Origin of the sequence: Salinivibrio sp. IB868, from assembly GCF_001995655.1 — a bacterium.
In the GTDB taxonomy this organism is placed as follows: domain Bacteria; phylum Pseudomonadota; class Gammaproteobacteria; order Enterobacterales; family Vibrionaceae; genus Salinivibrio; species Salinivibrio siamensis.
In genome coordinates, this window is the sequence record NZ_MUEW01000012.1 from 1 (window position 1) to 21,723 (window position 21,723).

Annotated in this window: 17 protein-coding genes; 1 reads left to right on the forward strand and 16 read right to left on the reverse strand. The window is 49.1% G+C overall.

Annotation, left to right across the window (positions count from 1 at the left end; genetic code table 11):
• Window positions 1–29 precede the first annotated feature (29 nt).
• The 5 genes from BZG20_RS12890 to BZG20_RS12910 form a co-directional block, all read right to left on the reverse strand.
• On the reverse strand, window positions 30–3,680 hold the full coding sequence (locus BZG20_RS12890; RefSeq protein ID WP_198531489.1) for a VCBS domain-containing protein: 3,651 nt from the start codon (window positions 3,678–3,680) through the stop codon (window positions 30–32).
• Window positions 3,681–3,934: 254 nt separating this feature from the next.
• Window positions 3,935–5,815, reverse strand: coding sequence for a PhoX family phosphatase (locus BZG20_RS12895; RefSeq protein ID WP_108743432.1), 1,881 nt, complete (start codon window positions 5,813–5,815; stop codon window positions 3,935–3,937).
• 178 nt (window positions 5,816–5,993) lie between these two features.
• On the reverse strand, window positions 5,994–6,845 hold the full coding sequence (locus BZG20_RS12900; RefSeq protein ID WP_046075992.1) for an Mbeg1-like protein: 852 nt from the start codon (window positions 6,843–6,845) through the stop codon (window positions 5,994–5,996).
• Window positions 6,846–6,964: 119 nt separating this feature from the next.
• Complete coding sequence (locus BZG20_RS12905) at window positions 6,965–7,465, reverse strand: hypothetical protein (RefSeq protein WP_046075991.1); 501 nt, start codon at window positions 7,463–7,465, stop codon at window positions 6,965–6,967.
• A gap of 97 nt (window positions 7,466–7,562) precedes the next feature.
• Complete coding sequence (locus BZG20_RS12910) at window positions 7,563–8,297, reverse strand: transporter substrate-binding domain-containing protein (protein WP_077579269.1); 735 nt, start codon at window positions 8,295–8,297, stop codon at window positions 7,563–7,565.
• A gap of 191 nt (window positions 8,298–8,488) precedes the next feature.
• On the opposite strand from BZG20_RS12910, the gene BZG20_RS12915 reads away from it, so the two are divergent.
• The gene (locus BZG20_RS12915) at window positions 8,489–9,124 is read left to right on the forward strand and encodes a TetR/AcrR family transcriptional regulator (RefSeq protein ID WP_052708154.1); all 636 of its coding nucleotides are present in this window, start codon (window positions 8,489–8,491) and stop codon (window positions 9,122–9,124) included.
• 34 nt (window positions 9,125–9,158) lie between these two features.
• Here BZG20_RS12915 and BZG20_RS12920 read toward each other — a convergent pair whose 3' ends face one another.
• The 11 genes from BZG20_RS12920 to BZG20_RS12970 form a co-directional block, all read right to left on the reverse strand.
• Window positions 9,159–9,878 (reverse strand): YebC/PmpR family DNA-binding transcriptional regulator, encoded by a 720-nt coding sequence (locus BZG20_RS12920; RefSeq protein ID WP_077579270.1) that lies wholly within the window; start codon window positions 9,876–9,878, stop codon window positions 9,159–9,161.
• Window positions 9,879–10,012: 134 nt separating this feature from the next.
• Window positions 10,013–12,241, reverse strand: coding sequence for a methyl-accepting chemotaxis protein (locus BZG20_RS12925; protein WP_077579271.1), 2,229 nt, complete (start codon window positions 12,239–12,241; stop codon window positions 10,013–10,015).
• Between the two features lie 145 nt (window positions 12,242–12,386).
• A complete protein-coding gene (locus tag BZG20_RS12930; RefSeq protein WP_077579272.1) occupies window positions 12,387–13,916 on the reverse strand; it encodes a bifunctional GNAT family N-acetyltransferase/carbon-nitrogen hydrolase family protein in 1,530 nt (509 codons plus the stop codon).
• Between the two features lie 32 nt (window positions 13,917–13,948).
• Window positions 13,949–15,211: a GGDEF domain-containing protein gene (locus BZG20_RS12935; protein WP_052708153.1), complete on the reverse strand. Its 1,263-nt coding sequence runs from the start codon at window positions 15,209–15,211 to the stop codon at window positions 13,949–13,951.
• Between the two features lie 158 nt (window positions 15,212–15,369).
• A complete protein-coding gene (locus tag BZG20_RS12940) occupies window positions 15,370–16,002 on the reverse strand; it encodes a LysE family translocator (protein WP_077579273.1) in 633 nt (210 codons plus the stop codon).
• 182 nt (window positions 16,003–16,184) lie between these two features.
• On the reverse strand, window positions 16,185–17,612 hold the full coding sequence (locus tag BZG20_RS12945) for an aspartate kinase (RefSeq protein WP_046075985.1): 1,428 nt from the start codon (window positions 17,610–17,612) through the stop codon (window positions 16,185–16,187).
• A gap of 77 nt (window positions 17,613–17,689) precedes the next feature.
• Window positions 17,690–18,079, reverse strand: coding sequence for an ectoine synthase (locus tag BZG20_RS12950; protein WP_046075984.1), 390 nt, complete (start codon window positions 18,077–18,079; stop codon window positions 17,690–17,692).
• 50 nt (window positions 18,080–18,129) lie between these two features.
• Window positions 18,130–19,407 (reverse strand): diaminobutyrate--2-oxoglutarate transaminase, encoded by a 1,278-nt coding sequence (ectB, locus tag BZG20_RS12955; RefSeq protein ID WP_077579274.1) that lies wholly within the window; start codon window positions 19,405–19,407, stop codon window positions 18,130–18,132.
• A gap of 11 nt (window positions 19,408–19,418) precedes the next feature.
• Complete coding sequence (gene ectA / locus BZG20_RS12960) at window positions 19,419–19,976, reverse strand: diaminobutyrate acetyltransferase (RefSeq protein ID WP_046075982.1); 558 nt, start codon at window positions 19,974–19,976, stop codon at window positions 19,419–19,421.
• Between the two features lie 279 nt (window positions 19,977–20,255).
• Window positions 20,256–21,251: a bacteriohemerythrin gene (locus BZG20_RS12965; protein ID WP_046075980.1), complete on the reverse strand. Its 996-nt coding sequence runs from the start codon at window positions 21,249–21,251 to the stop codon at window positions 20,256–20,258.
• A gap of 185 nt (window positions 21,252–21,436) precedes the next feature.
• Window positions 21,437–21,643 carry a cold-shock protein gene (locus BZG20_RS12970; protein ID WP_025744354.1) on the reverse strand — a complete coding sequence of 69 codons (207 nt, stop codon included), beginning with the start codon at window positions 21,641–21,643 and terminating at the stop codon, window positions 21,437–21,439.
• Window positions 21,644–21,723: the final 80 nt, after the last annotated feature.

A 21,723-nucleotide genomic window follows, 5' to 3' on the forward strand; every position in this document is an offset into this window, starting at 1 on the left:
AGTGACCGCATCGCCTTCGTCACCTTCGGTCACTGAGCAGTGACCGCATCGCCTTCGTCACCTTCGGTCACTGAGCCGGTAAAGCTACCGGTGACTTCAGGTAAGTCGTCGGTGCCGGTAATGGTGATAACAATATCTTGTTGTGTGTTATCGCTTGCGGTGAGGGTGATGGTGTCGGTCACCTGATCACCGGCATCCAAGTTCTGTACGGCAGACTGATCGAGGGTGTAAGTCCAATTGCCGTTGACCAGCTCTAGCGAGCCATAGGTACCGGTCTCTGTAGTATTGGCAAAGGTGGGATTATCGTCGCTATCCACATCACTGATCGCAATGGTACCCGTGGCAGTTACCGCGGTATCGCCCGCGTCACCTTCGGTCACTGAGCCGGTAAAGCTACCGGTGACTTCAGGTAAGTCATCGGTGCCGGTAATGGTGATAACAATATCTTGTTGTGTGTTATCGCTTGCGGTGAGGGTGATGGTGTCGGTCACCTCATCACCGGCATCTAAATTCTGCACGGCAGACTGATCGAGGGTGTAGGTCCAGTTGCCGTTAACTAGGTCTAGCGAGCCATAAGTCCCCGCTTCAGTAGTATTCGCAAAGGTCGGGTTATCGCCGTCATCAACATCCCTGATCGCAAGGGTACCCGTGGCAGTGACAGGGGCATCGCCCACGTTGCCTTCGGTGACAGAACCTACAAACTCACCACTTACTTCAGGGGCATCCTCTGTCCCCGTAATCGTGATGACAATATTTTGTTGCGTGTTATCGCTTGCAGTGAGGGTGATGGTGTCTGTCACCTCATCACCGGCATCTAAATCCTGCACTGAGCTCTGATCGAGGGTGTAGGTCCAAGCACCATCTACTAGCTCCAGAGAGCCGTAAGTGCCAGCCTGTGTAACATCGGCAAAGGTCGGATTATCGCCGTCATCAACATCACTGATCGCAATGGTGCCCGTGGCAGTGACAGGTGCATCACCTTCGTTGCCTTCGTTCACGGAACCAATAAACTCACCGGTGACTTCAGGTAGGTCCTCGCTACCGGTAATGGTGATGACAATATCTTGTTGGGTGTTATCGCTTGCTGTCAGGGTAATGGTGTCGGTAACTTGATCGCCGGCATCCAAATTCTGCACCGCAGACTGATCAAGGGTGTAAGTCCAGCTTCCATTGACCAGCTCTAGCGAGCCATAGGTACCGGTCTCTGTAGTATTGGCAAAGGTGGGATTATCGTCGCCATCAACGTCACTGATTGAAAGTGTGCCACTTGCAGTTACAGGCGCATCGCCCACATTGCCCTCGGTCACGGAACCGATAAAGCTACCAGTCACTTCTGGCGTATCCTCACTACCAGTAATGGTGATGACAATAGCTTGCTGGGTGCCATCAGAGGCGGTGAGAGTAATGGTGTCGGTCACTTGATCGCCAGCATCTAAATCCTGCACGCTGTCTTGATCAAGCGTATACGTCCAATCACCGTCTACTAGCTCGATCGAACCATAAGTCCCCGTCTCAGTGGTATTGGCGAAGGTGGGCGTATCGTCGCCATCCACATCACTGATCGCGATGGTTCCCGTGGCAGTTACTGCGGTATCGCCCACGTCACCTTCGGTGACAGAACCTACAAACTCACCACTCACTTCTGGCGCATCGTCGGTCCCCGTAATGGTGATGACAATATCTTGTTGCGTGTTATCGCTTGCGGTGAGGGTGATGGTGTCGGTCACCTCATCACCGGCATCTAAATTCTGCACGGCAGATTGATCGAGGGTGTAGGTCCAAGCACCATCTACTAGCTCCAACGAGCCATAAGTGCTAGACGCTGTGGTATTGGCAAAGGTTGGCGTGTCGCCACTATCGACATCACTGATCGCAATGGTGCCGGTGGCAGTGACCGCATCGCCTTCGTCACCTTCGGTGACTGAGCCAACAAACTCACCACTCACTTCTGGCGCATCGTCGGTCCCTGTAATCGTGATGACAATATCTTGCTGTGTATTATCGCTTGCAGTGAGGGTGATGGTGTCCGTCACTTGATCGCCGGCGTCTAAACCTTGAACAAGACTGCTGTTGTTATCCAGCGTATAAGTCCAAGTACCATTCATCAGTGATAACTCACCGTACTGACCGGACACATTGCCATCGGAAAAGCTCGGCGCATTGTTACCATCTGCATCCGAAATACTGAGAGATCCTGTCGCTTCTAAAATGCTGTCTTCGACAACATCGCCAAGGGTTTGGCCGCTAATCACAGGATCATCATTTGTACCTGTGATAGTTATCGCGATCACTTGGCTGCTGCCGTCTGATGCAGTCACAGTGAAGTTATCCGAAACCGCATCACCCTCGCTAAGAGATTGCACAGCATCGCTGTCTGCGGTGTAGGTCCAGTTGCCATTGGTGAAGACGAGCTCACCATACTGGCCGGATTGCGTGCTATCGATCCACGTTGGGCTATCGTCCGGATCGGTGATCGACAAGGTACCGGAAACCGAGTCTCTGGCTATCAAACTTCCATCAGAGCCATCGATTTCCCCCTCCGAGAGCGTGCCTGAGGTATCACCTGTGATGGATGCGGGATCGTCAATACGTTCCACTGCTGAGGTGAAGGTTTGAGAGGTGCTCGCTTCGCCGTCTGAGGCGGTGATTGTAAATGTCAGCGAGGCGATATCTAGTGCATCGTTATTGATTGCATCGACGCCTGCCTGAGTGAGAACAACATTATTACCCTGCAACTCGACATAGTTTTGTCCACCGTCAGTCAACGATAGGGTGAGGACATCGTCTTCTATATCCGTCGCCGTTACAGTGCCGACGGTATCGCCGGCCGCGACCGCATCCTCAGTGACCGATATGGCAGAAAATTGCAGCGTCGGAGCATCGTTGACGGGATTCACGGTGACCGTGATATCGGACGGGGTTTCTGCTTGGCCATCGGAAACAATGACTGTGAGATCAAGATCGCCATTGAAATTGGGCGGTGGTGTGATGACGATATTACCAGACTCATCTTCGTCGATTTCGACATCTGGATTGCCACTGGTGATGGAAACAATGGTGAGGATATCGCCGTCTGGATCGTTGATTTGCTGCAGTATTTGATTGGGCGTTAGCACCAGGGGTTGATCTTCGTCGATACTGAAGGTGAGCGATTCGGCGCTCGGCGCTTCATTGGTATCTGCGGCAGGGAATACGGCGTCAGCACTTGCCAATCTTAGTGCGGTTAGAGCAAAAAGCTGTTCGTCGGTAATGCCACCATCGGGGTTGGTAATGCCCTCAGTTTGGAAACCCGCAATGATCTCGCCAATACGGCCGTTCGCTTCAATGATTGCCATGGCCGTGATCGCAGAACCTGAGGCCGCTGCACCGGCTGCGGTGGCGGCATCTTCAATCGCATTGGGATCTTCACCGCGTTGGATGGCTTCAATGATTTCAAGCACATCCTCAGGTAAATCTTGTACCAGCGTATCGTCTTCATCTTCGCCGACAAGCAAGGCAGATAAGGCGAGGTTGGTATCGACACCATTCTCAAGGCGCACTGAGGCGGGCTCGTTGCCCACCGCGGTGACGAGCTCTCCCGTCGAAACCGTTTGATTTGCCTCTATCTGACGCACTTGGCCATCAGGTTGAACGGCAGCAACCGTTCCTTGTGTCTCGGTGACTTGTGTCTCTGTCGCCATGCTGTCGGCTCTCCTCGGCAACTGCATCACGCCAACGTTTTGATTTATATTCAATTACGTCACTTTATCAACGCGCTGGACACAGTTTGGTGCACGATCGTTACATATTCCCTTTATAAATATAGTTAATAGTTGGCAGTGGCGTATAAAAATTGAGCGACTCAATTGAGAGGTAAGGAGAGAAAAAGCCCTTGCGTTGGCAAGGGCTGGGCTGTTTTAACAAAGTAAGGCTTAGAGCATTGGACGATGAAGGGTTAAGTACCGATTACGCCACCGTCTTCTTTGGTGATCATGATGACCGAAGAGCGAGGAATGGCGTCACCGCCTGCAGGGAAATGGGCGCCTGGGTGTTGTACACCCACAAACATAGTGCGTGAGTCAGGGGTAAAGGTCAGTCCCGTGATCTCACACGATGTTGGCCCGGTAAGGAAGCGACGAATTTCCCCCGTTTGCGTGTCGGCACACAGCATTTGGTTATTGCCCATGCCAGCGAAGTCTCCCTCGTTGGAGTAATCACCGTCGGTTTGAATCCAAAGACGACCGGCACGATCAAAGCCGATACCATCTGGGCTGTTAAACATGTTGTCTTTATTAATGTTATCGGTACCCGCCATCAATCCAGATTGCTTTTCAGGATGGCCGGCCATCACGAAAATGTCCCACTCAAAAGTAGGCTGAGTATGATCGCCTTGGGTCGGTGCCCAGCGAATAATATGGCCATACGGGTTTTTGGTGCGTGGGTTGGCCGCATTTAATGGTTGGCTGTCTTTCACGCCACGGTACTTGTTATTGGTGAGGGTGCAGAAGACATGCTTGTTGTCGGCGTGCACGGCGACCCACTCAGGACGATCCATGGTGGTTGCACCCACTTGCGTCGCGGCTTCGCGGGCAAAAATGAGCACGCTGGCTTGGTCGGGAAAGCCATTTTCTGGGGTCAGGCCATTTTTACCAAAGGTGAGCTCTAACCACTCCCCTTGACCTTTGAGCTCGTCGTCGCTGCCGGTAAATTTGGCGACATATAAGGTACCGTTCTCGAGCAAATCGCGATTAGCGCTACCTTTACTCGGATCGTATTTTCCCTCAGAGACAAATTTATATAGGTGCTCGCCACGTTCATCATCGCCCATATACACGACAACATGCCCATCATCATTGACCGTTAGCGCGGCATTTTCGTGCTTAAAACGACCCAGTGCACTGCGCTTTTTCGGGGTCGAATTGGGGTCCATAGGGTCAATTTCGACCACCCAGCCGAAGCGGTGGGGCTCATTGGGGTGCTTGGCGACATCAAAGCGCTCGTCGTGCTTGTACCAATCGTATCCCCAATCGGTATCGCTGATGCCGTAGCGCTGATAGGTTTTGCCCAAGGTGACGGTTTTTTCGCTAGCAAAATAGCCATTAAAGTTTTCTTCACAGGTCAGATAGGTGCCCCAAGGCGTTTCGCCGTTGGCACAATTGTTAAAAGTGCCGAGGATCAATTTACCCGACGGATCAGCCGCGGTTTTGAGCAGTGAATGGCCGGCGGCGGGACCTGTCATTGCCATTTCTGTATAAGCGGTAATACGACGGTTTAAGCGACCTTGCGGATTGATTGTCCAGCGACCATCGACTTTTTTGAGTTCGACCAAAGAGACGCCATGCGCCGCTTGCGATTTGCGCGCATCATCGGCTGAGATGTTTTCTCCACCGTGCGTAAACAAATACTCATCGTTGATATACTCGTTATTGACCGCGAGCAGGGCGCGATCATTGGCGAGCGGGAAAAATGTCATGCCATCGTTGTTGTCGCCAAACTGCTGAGCTTGCGCATCGGCATTGTTTTGTTGCGAAAAAGCAGGCGCATTAGTAAAGATAGGATCGCCCCAAGACACCAGTACGTCTGCCTTATAGCCAGCAGGCACCTTGACTGTATCAGCGGTTGAGGTTGGGATTGCGTCAAAGCCTATCAGTTCACTTTTGCTCATGCTGCCAGCCACTGCTTTGGCAACAGGGTTAGCGGCAAAAAAAGCGACCGTACTAGCGGCGCCCGCGCCTTGTAAAAAGCGGCGACGACTTACGGCGGCATCAATAAAGCGATTGAATTCGGGTTCTGCGTCCAGCGGACGTTGGTCAATATGCTTGCTCACGACAATTATTCCTTTCTGTTCGTTATCGTATTTATGATTTAGGTGATAGCGATGCGCCAAAAAGTGCATCGCAAAGCCGGTCGAAAGTGTGGCGAGGCAATATGAAAACGGGGTGACTGCTGGGTGACAGTCTCGGGACAGTGAAGGAAGCTGGTATCAAGATCACGTATTGGTTGGTACAGGCCAATTAGTGTTGGTCAAAGTAATCTTTGCGTCGGATGTATTTATCCATGTAATGATACGCGATGGGGCGTGCGAGCCAGCTAAATAAAACCCTGAGCACGCGAATCAGTGACGACGTGTCGGTATAGATTTTGTTCTCATGTAGCCATAGAAGCCGACCGACATGCCAATACAGAAAAGGAATCCCGGGTAAGAAGGTAATGATGTCGACATCACAACAGATACGATAAGTTTTGGTATGAAAGGGATAATGCCGCTTAAAACGCCACATACCAGCGGCAGGCTGACCAAAGGTGACGATGCGTTTAATAGCACTGCCCATTTGTGGTTGAAGCATCGCCGCGGCAATAACCGCCATCGCGCCGCCTGACGAATGACCAATAAAAGAGACTTTTTTGTTGGCCTGAACCAAAGGCGACAGGGCGGAGCAGAGTTTATCGAGCACCGTATCGCCGTCTAAGGAAGCCATATCCGCCGCTTGTGCAACATCAGCAAACTGGCTCGTGGTCATAGCTTGGTAACGACGCTTGTGCTGTTGCCAGGGTAAACTTTTTTGTGTCAGTAAGTAGTGAAACCCCCAGTGTACGTAACAATAAGTGTTAGCCATGCGAATACGCTTAGGACCACAGGCACAATTTACTAGCCAGTCCCACAAGGTTTGCGAGCCGCGAAATACCACCACCACATCGTCATCATCTCGCCAGAGTACACGAATAATACAGCGCCCCCAGCGGTCGTAAATATCACGTCGTCCATTCGGACTGAAGCCGTATTGCGTGTGATTAAAAAAGGTAGGATAAGAGGCGCGGCATAAAATGGCATACCGCTCGTATTGATACCGCTTTAATCGCTTCATGGTGAACCTTGTGTCATCGTCATGGGCCTAGGCTAGCGAATAAACGTGACGAAATAGCGAAAGCAGTGTGGGATGATCAATCAATAGACAAACTGGGATCTCGGCGCGTGCCTGGATGATTAATAATTGGTGAGAAAAGGCTCGAGGTGTGTATCGTAAGTCAGGGCTTGGATAGGGCCTCGGTGTGTGATCAAAAATTCAGCATTGGTACAGTTCCCGACACCGATAATGACTTGTACCAGCAAACGTAAATCCTTTAACCAACGTTGAGACTGCTCTTGGCTCCAATCGTCACGATACAGACTCATATGATATTCCACCCACCAGTAGGCGCCACGAATAAAGGCTTTCATCACTGATTCGGCAGCCAATATTTGCTCGGCGGTACCAGAGAAATCAAAATCAGGCGAAATGGGCTTGCCTTGTGTAAAAGCCACATAGTTACGGCAATGACGGAATAATGCGAGCTGAAGCCCTGCAGCGGAGTCGTAATGGGTAAGCGCCAAAGTGGTCACGGGGAGGTGTTTAATTGACCGACGGAATAACGCGGCAGTGCGCTTTCCGGGCATAAGGTGCTCAATGGCATAAAACAAATCTAAACTGATAAGCTGATTACGCAAAGCAACTCTTCTCTCTCTGATTCAACCGCATCATCCTGCCTGAAATGGCGTGTCGAGTATACAGCACTGTGGACTGAAATGAAGAAATAAACCTCAATCACTCAAGCCCATAACGTGCTTTTAGTTCAGTAATCTTGGCTTGGTTATCGGCTAAAAATTGGTTAAATTCTTTAATCAGTTTTGGATAGTGAATTGTTGAAAGGTGACGAGTTCCTTTCACATGTGGGAGGGTATCATCAAACTTTACCGAGCCTTTTTTGAGGCCCATTTGGTCAAGATAAAACTGTGCGACGTCAATATTGGCGTAGCCGCCATCAACGCGACCACTGATTACCTTCATTAACAGCGAATCATATTGATAGCTTTCATCGACACGTATTTTTCCGGCGCTGATACGTGATTGATAAGGGTGGGGAGTGAATCCGGCTACCACACCGAGAAAACGGAATTCATCCAAAGGCCGGCCATAGTGTTGGTCAATAACCATGACGCCATCCGTGTAGCTCACCACAGGATCACTGTATGTCACACGGACCTTTTTTTTAATGTCTGGGCTCCAATCTGGACTGTCTGGATATTTCAGATCGACAGCGCCCTCGACAAAGCGGTGGTAAAGGCGTCTTAGGGGAAGCGCTTTGTAGACGAAACGGTAGTGGTATTCATTGGCAAACATATCCAACAGCTCTCGGTTAAAGCCAGAATAGTTACGGTTAGAGTAGGCTGAATACGGGTAATACTGTGAAAAACTCTGTACGCCAACCACATACGTGGTCTTAGCGCTCACCGGCCATGCAACCGCTAGTGTTAACAGCAACGCCCACACTCTTTTCATCACTTACTTAACCTCTTATCAGTTCTGCCTCTATTCATTGTAGCCATTGCGTTTGAACCTGTCTTTGAGCCTTGTTCTGTTATTTTACAACACCCACTTTCATCCTCTTTTTTCTTCCGACGCTTCCGTGTTGAGAAATCATTCGGTTATCGGTCACATTTTGCCCGAAAAAATTTGAATGAACATTCGGTATGTTTTATTTTTTCATCTGGACTTTCACTTTTGATCAAAAAACGATGAACAAAAACGAAATTGCGTCGCGTGCTATGCGCCAACACATTCTTTCGACAACGCTAGAAATCGTTGGAAATGAAGGGCTTGCTGCATTAACGGCAACAAAATTAGGGAAGAAAGCCGGAATCAGCAAAGGGGCGCTGTATCATCATTTTGACAACCTTGATGCCGTCAAATATGCAGCGGTTGATGAATTAATCTCTATGTTTCTTGCTGTGGCCGAGCCTGCAAATTTTGATGATTTTGAGAGTTATCTCGAAGTGACAGGGGATACCTTGTACCTCACCATGCAATGTGAGCCTTATGCGATGAAAGCGATGTATAGCTTTACAACCCAAGCCTTATTTGATGAACAGTTTAGGGTGGCTATTCAGCGCTTTTCTCAACATGGTTTAACGGAATACACGCGTGCGATTGAGTATTTTTATCAGGGGAAGATTCCGCAGCATCAGATTGATACGGCAATTCGTGTCGTGGATGCCTTTTTCCTTGGTGCTGGTTTGCAAAGTTATGTACTGCAGGGGGATGATAGATTTCGTCAAAACTGGGCGTTATTTTCGCAAATGCTACTCACGCAACTGGGTGAGCGATAAGGCGCCATGATGACATGGCGCTTAGTTATTGTGCTTAGATTAGCTCTGCGTTGTGGTAGACATTTTGGACGTCGTCGCAGTCGTTAAGCATATCGAGGAACTTTTCAAAACGTTCAACATCCTCGCCGCTGACCTGAGTGTCGATTTGAGGCACAAAGGTGATCTCTTCAAGATCAATCGGCGTGTCGCCAAGATAGTCACTTAGCGCATTTTTCACTTTGAAAAACTCTGTGTGAGGGGCAAAAATTGTAATGATACCCTCGTCTACTTCGATGTCTGACACATCCACATCAGCCATGACCAAGGCTTCAAGCGTGCCTTCCTCATCATCTCCTTTAAACTGGAAAACAGCTTGGTGCTCAAACATATGAGACACCGCACCGGGCGTGCCAATTTTCGCATCGTTTTTCACAAAGCACTGGCGTACGTCCATATAAGTACGGCTGTTATTATCCGTTAAGCAATCAACAATCACCGCGCAGCTGCCAGGCCCAAAGCCTTCATAACGCGCCACTTCATAGTTTTCGCCACCTGTGCCATTGGCTTTATCAAGCGCTTTGTCGATCACATGACCTGGAACCTGATCTTTTTTCGCTTTCTCAATCAAACGACGCAGTGATAGATTGCTCTCAGGATCCGAGCCGCCATTTTTAGCACATACGTAAATCTCTTTACCGTACTTTGAATAAACCTTAATTTTCGCGCCCTGGGTTTTCGCCATTGACGCTTTACGAACTTCAAAACTTCGTCCCATTCGGAATCTCTCTTAATAACGCTTACGCAGAAACGGGTTGATTCTACCAAGAGAGTGATCCTTTACACCAGTAAATGCACTGACCTTGAACAAAGTCAGTGCGATTAGTACTCAGAGCACGTTATGCCGCTCAATTAAGCTTGTTTGCACTGAAATTTTTGCGTGTGACCTTTTAGTGTATGAGACAGCTTGCTGAGGTTGTGTGTGGCTTGAGTGATTTGGTCCATGGCTTGACGGTTTTCACCGGTCATGGTGTTAATTTCTTCTAAGTTCTGATTGATTTCAGTTGCCACGAGAGACTGCTCTTCTGAGGCACTGGCCATTTGCATCGCCATGTCTGCAATTTCGTCCACCGCGTTCACCGCTTGTTTGAGCGATGATAAGCTTGCTTCTGCACGTTCCGACACATAGTTGGCGGTCGTCGCACTCTCTGAGATAGCCTGCGTCGTGGTGTTGGAATTGTGCTGAAGGTTTTCAATTAGCTGTGTGATTTCGCTTGTGGCTTGTTGCGTGCTTTGCGACAGCGTTCGCACCTCGTCGGCGACGACGGCAAAGCCGCGACCTTGCTCACCCGCGCGTGCCGCTTCGATGGCAGCGTTCAATGCTAACAGGTTGGTTTGATCAGCAATTTGGCCAATAGTTTGCAATATGCTGGAGATATCCTCAGCGCTTTGCCCGAGCGCATCCGTTTTTTCTTTGGCGTGATTGAGACGCGTGACAAGATCTTGCATCGCATCGACAGACTCGGTCACTTGTTGGTCTCCGCTATGGATAAGTGAACGCGCCTTTTCGGTGGCATCGGCTGTCGAGGCGGAGCTGGAGGAAATTTGATTGGCAGTGGCCGTCATTTCTTCCATTGCCGCCGCCACTTGTTCTGTTCGTGCGTTTTGGGCTTCAAAGTTAGTGAGTGTTTGCACGCTCGAGGAGGATAATTGCTCTGCCGCTGCTGCTTGTTGGTTAGTGGCGCCAATAATATCGCACACCATGGTGGTGAGGTTTGTTGCCATCGCACGCATGGAGCGATAGATCCCCGTTGCGTTGGGGCTAGCGTCAAAGCTTACTCTTAGATCGCCGTCGGCAATCGTTTGTACTATCTTGGCCATCTCAGCCGGTTCGCCACCTATCGGGCGGGTAACCGAACGTGTTAACAGAATGGCAGTGACTGCGATCATGGCCACCGCAATTACCAACACGGTGACGATGAGTCCTTGTAGTTCGTTGAGTGCTGCAAACGCCTCTTTGACGTCCATTTCCGCAATGATTGCCCAGCTGAGTCCACTGACGGTTAGCGGTGCGTAGGCAGAGAGTACGGGGTTACCGTTGTAATCGTTAATGACATCAATGCCTGTTTCGCCTTGCATCGCACGCTCAACGGCAAGCGTCTCAACGCGACCTTGTGCGGGGTGCATAAATGAGGCGAAGACCGATCGATGCTCGGCATCTAAGAAGGAGTCTGATCGCATCAAGTTATCAGGGCCAACGAGATAGGTTTCGCCTGTGTTTCCCAGTCCATCTCGCTCTGCCATAATGGCACTGAGCTTATCTATCGGGAATTGATAGGCGAGCACGCCAATCACGCTACCGTTGTGATAAATCGGCGATGCCATAAACCCTGCCGGCGCGTTGCTCGAGGCTGTGTAGGGCGAAAAGTCAATAATCACGGTATCGCCATCCGCTAAGGTTTTCGCTTGACGGAAAGCGTCGGCCAAGCCAGAGGTATTAAACAGACCTGTTGTTAGCGACGTGCCGAAATCAAGTTCTTTGGAGGCGGAGTAAAGGATGTGTCCTTGGCTTGCTTCGATCATAAAGATGTCGTAGTAGCCAAACTTTTCCTGAACATCACGTAGATAGGGATGGATGGCTTGGTGAGCTTGATCGTACTGAGGTAATTGGCCACTGGTTTGGTATGCGCCTTTTTCTCCCATGGGATAAAGGTTGTCGACTAAGTAGGCTTGTTGTAGCGCCACTACTTGTGGCGTTAGGTTGTTCACCAAATCTCTCGCCTTGGGGAGTGATTCTGTGCTGATCTCATCAAGTGGGTCAATGAGGTGACGCTGATAATAGCTGGTCAGTTGTGAACGTGTTTGGGCGGTACGAGAAGGAAGTGTGTCCATGGCATCAATCATGCTGGCCATGGCGTTGGACACGGAAGGGGTTTCCGCGGTGGTAATTATCTGCCCTTCAGCGGTTTGGAAATAGCGTGTGACCGCTGATTTTTTTACCTCTCTCAACGCTTCAAGCTGACTAAACGTTTGATGCTCGAGTGACGACGAGGCGGTATGAAGAGAAAGCAAGCTAATGATTAACGCGGGGAGGCAACCCACACCCAGTAAGCTGACTAGCATTTTATATTTGAGCTTCATGATCTCACCTCAACGCCACATTGGCTAAAAAACAAGCAGTCTGTTGAGTAAGGATAGAAGCTTTTGGCAAGAGTGCATGGAAATCTAGTCTTTTTGTCTCCTGCTTACGAATAAAAGCCCCGCATTCGGCAGGGCTGTATTAAGGCTACTCTTGGCTTAAATGGCTGGCATAGAGCTTGGGCCTGCGGTGTTTCAAATTCGTTACCGAACCTCGTTCATGCAGCATTTTGAGCTTGTCTAAATCGACGTCTGCAAAAATCATCATCTCGGTATTGGCATTGGCTTCCGCGAGTGTCGCATCGTGCGGAAAATAGACATCCGAGGGTGAAAATACCGCAGACTCAGCGTACTGGATGTCCACATTATCTACCCGAGGAAGGTTGCCCACGCTGCCGCCGATCGCGACATAACACTCGTTTTCAATCGCTCGTGCTTGAGCACAAAGGCGCACGCGTAAATAACCGTTCTTGGTATCGGTCCAAAAGGGCACGAATAGGATCTGTACACCTTGCTCAGCAAGAATACGCCCCAACTCAGGAAACTCGGCGTCATAGCAGGTGAGAATACCAACCCGGCCCGCGTCGGTTTCAATGACTTTGACCGTATCCCCGCCATCGATCACCCAGTCACGTTGTTCGTGAGGCGTAATATGGATTTTGTATTGCTCATCAATGCTACCGTCGCGGTGCATTAAATAGGAGACGTTATACAGTTTGCTATTTTCCAACACGGGCATACTGCCAGCGATAATATTGATGTTGTAGGTGACGGCCAATTGCGAAAAACGTTGCTTAATCGCCTGGGTAAATTCACTGAGAAAGCGAATTGCCTCGACGGAGCGCTTATCAGGTGCAAGCCCCATCAATGGTGCACAGAAAAACTCGGGAAAGAGCGCGAAATCTGACTGGTAGTTGGCTAAGGATGAGACAAAGAATTCGGCCTGATTCAAAAGATCATCCACTGAGAGCACATGACGCATCTGCCATTGCACGACCCCGAGGCGGACGATGGTTTTTTCAATATCATGCACGGAGGATGCATCTTCTTCATAGAAGAAGTTATCCCACTCCAACAGTGTGGCATAGCCCGCCGACTTATCGTCTTCGGGCAAATAGCGATTCATCAAACGCTTAACATCAAAGTCATTAGATAGCTGGAAAGAAAGGATCGGGTCGTGAATCTCTTTTCTTCTGACTTTATTAATATAATCCGTCACCGAAACATCATTGTGTTTGTGATAACCAGGTATACGGCCGCCGGCGAGGATCGCTTTTAGGTTCAGCGCCTGACACAGATCTTTTCTCGCTTCGTAAAGTCGACGGCCAAGGCGATGGCCACGATAATCAGGGTGTACAAACACGTCGAGGCCATACAGTGCATCCCCTTTTGCGTCGTGGAATACCACACCGTCATCCGTGATAATGTCGGCATAGGTATGCGGCAGTGAAAAGCGGTTGTAGGATACTTTTAGCGTTAACGCGGCGGCGACGATTTTTCCATTATCTTCAATGCATATCTGGCCATCCGGGAAAGCGGTGACCAGTTGCATGATCGTGCTCTTAGGCCAAGCACCGCCGACATCCGGGAAGACGAGATCCATCAACTCTGCTAAGGGTTGATAGTCGCTGACTTCAATGACACGCAGATTCAGTAGCGTGGCGGTGTTCTCATCCATTACACGTTCTCCTATTACGGGCTGAACGCCTATTATGACAAAGATTGACGCTCGAGATAACGTTTAGGCAGAGAAGGATTATCAGTTTCTTGGCTGATGGGCGATTGGTTGGATGTTGGTGACACACTGGAGGGCGCATCACGATGTTCAGTTAACGCAAATTCTACACGGTTTCGCCCGCGGGCCTTGGCTTCATATAAAGCCGTATCTGCGCACTCAAATAACTGGTTCATCGCAACATATTGCATTTGGCGCTTGATGCCGACGCCGATACTCACCGTAAACTGGATGTGATGGCCATGTTCGGTCGTCACCTGGCATGCCTCGATTTGTCGTTTCAGCTGTAGCGCTATTTCTTGTACGCGACGCACAGACTGGCCACTGAGTAGCAAAATAAATTCTTCACCTCCCGTTCTGGCGCAAAACGCCCCTTCTTGTTGGGTGATCCGTTCTAAGTGTTGGCTGAAAGCGACCAATACCTGATCGCCAGCAAGGTGACCATATACATCATTAATACTTTTGAAGTTATCCAAATCAGCAAGGATAAGGGCATTCGGCTGGTTAGAAAGGAGACACTGTGCGGATTGCGTCATAAAGGCGCGTCGATTCGGAAGCTGTGTCAGAGTGTCACGGAGTGCAAGTTGACAAAGTGTGTACTCCAGTCGCTCAAAACAAAGGTAAATGAAGGTCATAAACTTGACGAACTCGGCCATTAAGATCAAGTAATACACGGCGATATAACGTTGAGATAGGCCGGTGTTTTCCATCGGTGTGTCAAAGGCGAAGTAGGCACGAAGTCCATAAAGTATCAGTAAGAGGAAGAGCACGGATGCATAGAGAGTAAAACCTATCCGCTTTCTCTCTGGACTCTCAACAATGAGTTTTAAAACCGCAAGGTGCATTGCCACGTAGAACGCACAGTACCAAGTAATACGGAGCGCAAGCGGAATATGATTGGCAAGAATCAGTGTATAAACCCCTACACCCAAGAGTGCTGCCAGCGAAGCCGTCCGCCACGACGAGGACGTGCCCACGAAGGATTGCGTGCCTAACCACACCAGAATATGAGAGCAGATCGCGGCTGTGGTGCCAATCCAGACGAGCCCCGACGTTTCGGTGACATTGCCAATGTTATACACCGACGTGCCCGTTGAGATCAGCAGACAAGCCAGTCCCCAAAGCTTGATATCTTTGTGCTGATTAAACTGCCACCCAATCAACAAAACGCCAATGGTGAGTAGCCAGAACACACTGATGTAAGCCAGAGTCAGTGTGGGAAGGTGAAGATTAAACACGTGACCGAATCCATCCGATAAAGGCAAGGGCGTTAGACGCCACCAACGAACCAAAGTCAGTTATACGACTGACAGCGGTATAATATATCAGACAACTGTCTGACTTTTTATCGCTCAACGTCTGGTTCGTCGGTTTTTTACCCAGCTAAGTGGATGGATTACAACGACTGTTGGGTAAAAAGCCAGACTGCGAGTGCCGCAAAAACCAATGCCATGATTTTATGCTGATACATTTGGACACGGGTATTGGTGAGCATTGCACTGCCAAGCTTGCCGACTATTGCCACTAAAAGCAGATTAAACGCGAGCCCTAATAGGTTGAGGAGAAGACCAAGCGTTAGTAATTGCGTGCTGGACGAGGCTTGAATTTGATGCGAGATAAACTGCGGTAAAAACAACACAAAAAACAGTAACGCCTTTGGGTTCAATAGGTTGGTCATGACCGCGCGTTTATAGAGGTATTTGCCCATGCCTTGATGATGAGCGAGCTCGGCGCTGTCTGTTGGACGGGCGCGCCACGTATCGACACTCATTTTGAGTAAATACGCTGCCCCCACGCATTGCAGAATGGTTAAGGCCGTTGGCGACATCGCAATCATGGCCGATACGCCGGTTGCGGCTAACACGGTAAGGATCAATCCTGACGTTGCATTACCCAAACTTGCGGCCATACCAACCCGTCTGCCATAGCTGAGACTTGCGCTCACGATTAGCAACATATCCGGTCCGGGCACCAGCAAAAGTGCGACAACCGCGGTTAAATAAACGGGGAGCATATTGGGATCGATCATAAAGGCACTACAGCTATCAAGATAAAGTGCGGAATTTTACCGTTTAGTTAGACTTTATCAACATTGAGAGGTGATTAAGTTGGTTTTTAATCGCAAGGAGGGGGTTTAGGCTAGCTTATAAAACTAAAAAACCCCCTTAGGTAAGGGGGTATGGTTTTTCGCTTGTCATATGCACCAGGGTCTTAAGCGGCCCGAATGGTTGGCTTAGGCGTAGGCTCTTCGATAAAACAAGCGTGTAGGGCGCAGATCGACGCGTGGTAGAACTTATCAAGTACTACGTATTGCACGTCCACATCGCGCATCGATGAGTGAGCCGCTTTAGGGTTTATTTCTGCGTCAAGCAACGCCAGCATACCCTTGCTCATGGTTTGGTTTGAGTCGATACGACTACCAATGACAGAAATCAGTGCGACCATTTCACCCGTAATCTTCGCTTTCGGGTAGAGCTTCTCAACACGATTAATCACCTTATCTTGACTGGCTGTCTTGCCGTCTAAGTAGTAGGTAATTGAGTTGGCATTCATCTCTTTACTGATGAGCTGCACGTTCTCTTCGCGAATGATTTCCATCACGTCATAGCTGACCTGATCAACATGCCCAACCATTGATTGGTCAAAGATGTGGAGAGCTAGCACCTTATCTCGACCGGCGATGATCTCGATCTCTTTGTCTTTTGGACGATATTTGTGAGAGATCACCGTACCCGCGTGCTCAGGCTCGAAGGTGTTTTTCACGACCAATTCGATACCCACAGCGCGCATACCAGAGGCTGCATTCGGGTGGATGGCTTCCATCCCTAAGTTAGCAAGCTGGTCAGCCACATCGTAGTTACTGAGGCCCATTGGCTGTACACGCTCTGGACCTACAATGCGAGGGTCGGCACTGCTTAGGTGATATTCTTTGTGGATCACCGCGCTACTTGCTTTGGTTAACACGGCAATCCGGCTGAATGTCATTTCACTGTAACCACGGTCATAGGTCTTCATCAGACCTTCATCACAATAGACGTAGCCGGTAACGATGGGCAGCTCAGTACTGAAGTCAATGTCTTCCATAGCATTGGCGATCACCGTGTTGAGGTCGCCTTTGCCTTCATCGGGGTTATCCCAACCAGAGAGGTCAACAAATCGTGAGTTAATTCCCACACTTTCGAGCAGTAGCGTTGAGTTGTGCGCACTGTGCGCCTCGCCGATAGAGGAGAGGAACTCACGAATTTGTGGTAGATAGCTTTCCAGAGAAAACTGCCCATAGTTACAGGTTTCGAGTATACCTTCGATACAGCTATGTGCTTTTTCCATGCGTTGGCGGATAAAGTTATCAGCACGCTCACGGTATACAGGATCGGGGAACATATTGCTGTTAATGAGCAGCATACGTTGCTCTAACTCGTCCATCGCATCACGCCATTTAGGGTTATTTGCCGCGAGAAGGCGATAAATGCCGGGCTTACCCGAACGCTTACACTCCAGCAATGCATCCGTGATGCCAGCGTAAGCAGAAACGACAAAAATGCGGTTGTACGGGTTTGACGGGTACAAAAAGATATTATCCATGACAGCGTCGTAGGCTGACATCGACGTACCGCCGATCTTTTCAACGGTATGATTCATGTGAGCTCCTTGTGGGCTTTTATGAATTAGGGAGTCGATTGGGTTTACAGGGGCAGCATCCGGCTGCCCCATGACGGTTAATCGACTAATGGATAAACACCGTTCTCGTCGTGCGTTTCCTGCCCAGTAATAGGTGGGTTGAACACACAGGCCATGACCATATCAACACCTTTGTTAGCACGAAGCTGGTGTTCGTCATGTTTGTCTAGGATATACAGTGTGCCAGGTTTAATAGGATAAACCTTGCCGTCATCCGTGGTTTCAATTTCACCTTCACCCGACATGCAATACACAGACTCTAAGTGGTTCTGGTAGTGAATGTGCGTGTCAGTGTTGGCATAGATGGTGGTAATATGGAAAGAAAATCCCATATTATCATCGCGTAGCAGCATGCGTACGCTTTCCCAGTTTTCAGCCACCACACGGCGTTCAGTTTTCTGGCATTCTTCTAATGTACGAACAATCATGTTTATTCCTTCAACGTCTCTTCGTTAAGCGGGGATCGCCGTCTTCGCGATTACGATGCTTTCTTGAGCTTCTGTTTTTTATACTGCTCAACAGATTTAACGAAGATCTGCAGGCCTTTTTCCATCTCTGCTTCACTGACTGTCAGTGGCGAGAAGAATTTGATGACTTCATCATCTGGACCCGCGGTCTCGATAATCATGCCATTGTCAAAACACAGGCTGGAGATCTCATCTGAAATATCACCATTTTGGCACGCAATGCCTTGCATCAAACCGCGGCCTTTGATGGTCTCAAAAAGATCACCGTGCTTGTTAAGCATCTCTTGCAACACTTTGTTCAATTGATCGGCACGTTCTTGAATATGCGTTTGGAATTGATCATCACGCCAGTATGTGTCAATCGCTTCCGCGGCAGTCACAAACGCGTGGTTGTTACCACGGAATGTACCGTTGTGCTCACCCGGTGCCCATTGATCCAGCTCAGGTTTTAGTAGGACCACAGCCATTGGCAGGCCATAACCACCAATTGATTTGGACAGCGTCACAATATCGGGCTTAATGCCTGATGGTTCAAAGCTGAAGAACGTACCCGTACGGCCACAACCAGCCTGGATGTCATCTACGATCATCAAGATATCGTGTGCCTTACAAATGTCTTGCAGGCGCTGCAACCACTCATTAGAGGCTGCGTTTAGGCCACCTTCGCCTTGGACGACTTCAAGAAGCACGGCAGCAGGTTTATCACCGCCTGTTAGACCACTTGATGCGTCATTAAGCATGGTTTCGAACAAAGTTAAACCATCAACGTCTGCATAGCCATCATACGGAAGACGTGTCACAGCGTTGTTGACAGGGATGCCGCCACCACCGCGGTGATGATGATTACCCGTCACTGCCAATGCACCATATGTACAGCCGTGGAAGCCGTTGGTGAAAGACACAATATTTGCGCGGCCTGTTACTTTACGAGCAAGCTTCATTGCCGCTTCAACTGCGTTGGTGCCTGTTGGACCAGTGAATTGGAACTTATAGTCCAACTCACGCGGTGCCAAGATGTGCTCTTTAAATACTTCGAGAAAGCGTGCTTTTGCACCTGTGTACATATCCAGGCCGTGTGTAATGCCATCTTTCTCGATGTACTCGATCAGTGCTTTTTTCAACATTGGGTTGTTATGCCCGTAGTTGAGCGAGCCGGCGCCAGCAAGAAAATCGAGGTAGCGCTTGCCGTCTACGCCCGTGATCCAGCAACCCTTAGCGCTTTCAAACACAACGGGGAAGTTGTTGGCGTAACATTGAACATTTGACTCCTGCGATTTAAAGATATCCATAACTCATCCTGTTATTTTTTGAGTGGAATTCGGAAAAGGTATTCGGTGTCATGTTCACCGTTGAAATGCTCCTGTTCGTCGAGGAACACGGAGCGCTGACCACCTGTACCGTAGAGGCGGTCTACCTTTTTAAACAGCGCCCAAGATCCGGCGTTGTCTTCTGTGATTGTGGTTTCGATGAAGCGAATATTGCTTGAGACTTTACGTGCCATCAGCGCTTCGATCATCGAGAGGGCAAGCCCTTCACCACGCGCTTTGGGTGACACTGCAACCTGCCAGACAAAAAAGGTGTCTGGCTGCTCAGGGCGAATGTAGCCCGAGATAAAGCCTTGTACATCACCCTCTCGCTCTGCAACGACACAGGTCTCTTTAAAGTGTGTCGCCTGTAGGAAGTTGCAATAAGCGGAGTTCACATCCAACGGTGGGCACTGCGTGATTAATCGATAGATGTTGCCGCCATCCTTGATGGCTGGCTTACGAAACACAAACTTCGTGTTGGTCTGGGTCTGTTTACGGTCACGTACCTTGGATTCAAGTACTGCCGTGTCTGTCGTTTTTGATCGCCACATAATTGTTTTGTGCTCTAACGAATTCGTTTTATATAATAGGCGATGAATTTGGTTTATCAACCCCATATTTTACTGTTGGACTTGTCATCTATAATTAAGTTTATGAAATATATGAATTTATTTATTGTTAAATTTTTTGTGAAAGTAAGTGTTTTGAGGAGTAACATTTACTGGCCTAAAGGTGTGGGCAGGTTCCCACATCGAGGGGATGGGCTGAAGGTATGCCTGACGGCCCTAGAAAGGCCGTCTTGGAAGACAATGTAGGTACACTCTCACGTATTAAGGACCTTGCAGTAAAAAATCGCGATACTGAGTATCTTCACGAACGACATGGTGAATCCACCAATAACGCAAAAACTTAAAGAATTCAGAGCGGTATAGCTCTGGGTCGGCTTGGCACTGTAGCAGCACATATTGCGCTTGCCGGGCGAGGCGTTGATGAATCGCAGCATGCTCTTTGTATTTGGGGTAGGCGCGTGCTTCGAGAATATCTTCCTCTAGCTGAAAGTGAGTGTCGATATAGTCACGAAAGCGTTGCGCGAGGGCCTCAAAATCCGTCTTAGTCTCGTCCTCATGGTGATAGGCAATGGCCTCATACGTATCGTTGATGATAGAGAGCAGTTGCTTGTTACTCTCATCCAATGATGGATCCCCCACTGTATACTTTTCTTGCCATCGAATGAATTTTCGATCTTTCGACTCTCCCTTGGGTGAGGGCATGGATGGCTCTTTTGACGTCAGGCCAGGTTGCGCTTCGCCTTGTGGTTCGTTGATGCCTTCTATTTTCTGCTGCTCTTCTTCGGTAAAGACGATGGCCCCGTTATGCTCAAAATCCGTTGATTTGGCGGGGTCTGACTGATACATCTCAAAGTAAAATTTGGGGGGCTTTTTAGCTTTGGTCTGTTTAGAGAGCTGCTTGACACGGTTTTCTAGATCTTGTTTTTTCACCGGTTTAACCATAAAAGCATCGACGTCATAGCGAATGCACTCGCTGATCACTGCCTGAGATGCGTTAGCGGTTAAAATGATAATGGGCGTGTCATGACGCAAATGATAGCGGCCGCTCCGCATGAGGCGTAACATTTCCAACCCGTCAATGGGATCCATTTGTAAGTCGGTAATGATCAGATTGGGCTCTTCATGGTACGCCTTTGATATCGCTTCCGCACCATCTGCGGCCGTGATCACCGACTTAATACCAAGTGCTTGGGCCATCAATCCAATGGTGTCACGAATCATTTCATGATCGTCAACAATTAAACACGGAGATAGCATACGTCCTCCTGACAATGTCTATGTTTTCAGCCTAGTGGATGGTGGCGAGAGCGTCTATAGCGAGTGTGAAAGGAATGCGACCTTGATGAGGTTTCGTTTAAAAAATGATGGGGTAGACTAAAGCACAAATGATAGCGACAAAAAAGGCGCCCAACTGGGCGCCTTTCTCTTAAATTTGGTTTGGCTTACAGACGAACGACGTTCGCAGCCTGTGGGCCTTTCTGACCTTGCTCGATATCGAACTCAACCTGTTGGCCTTCTGCTAGTGTGCGGAAGCCTTCACCAACGATAGCACGGAAGTGAACGAATACGTCTGGACCGTTCTCTTGCTGGATAAAACCGAAACCTTTCTCTTCGTTAAACCACTTAACGGAACCATTAGCTTTGGACATGGTGTCTCCTGAATATATTAACTAGGTGTTGCAGTGACGCGAGTGCCGTTAATCGACTCTATGGGCAAATGTAGCGAATA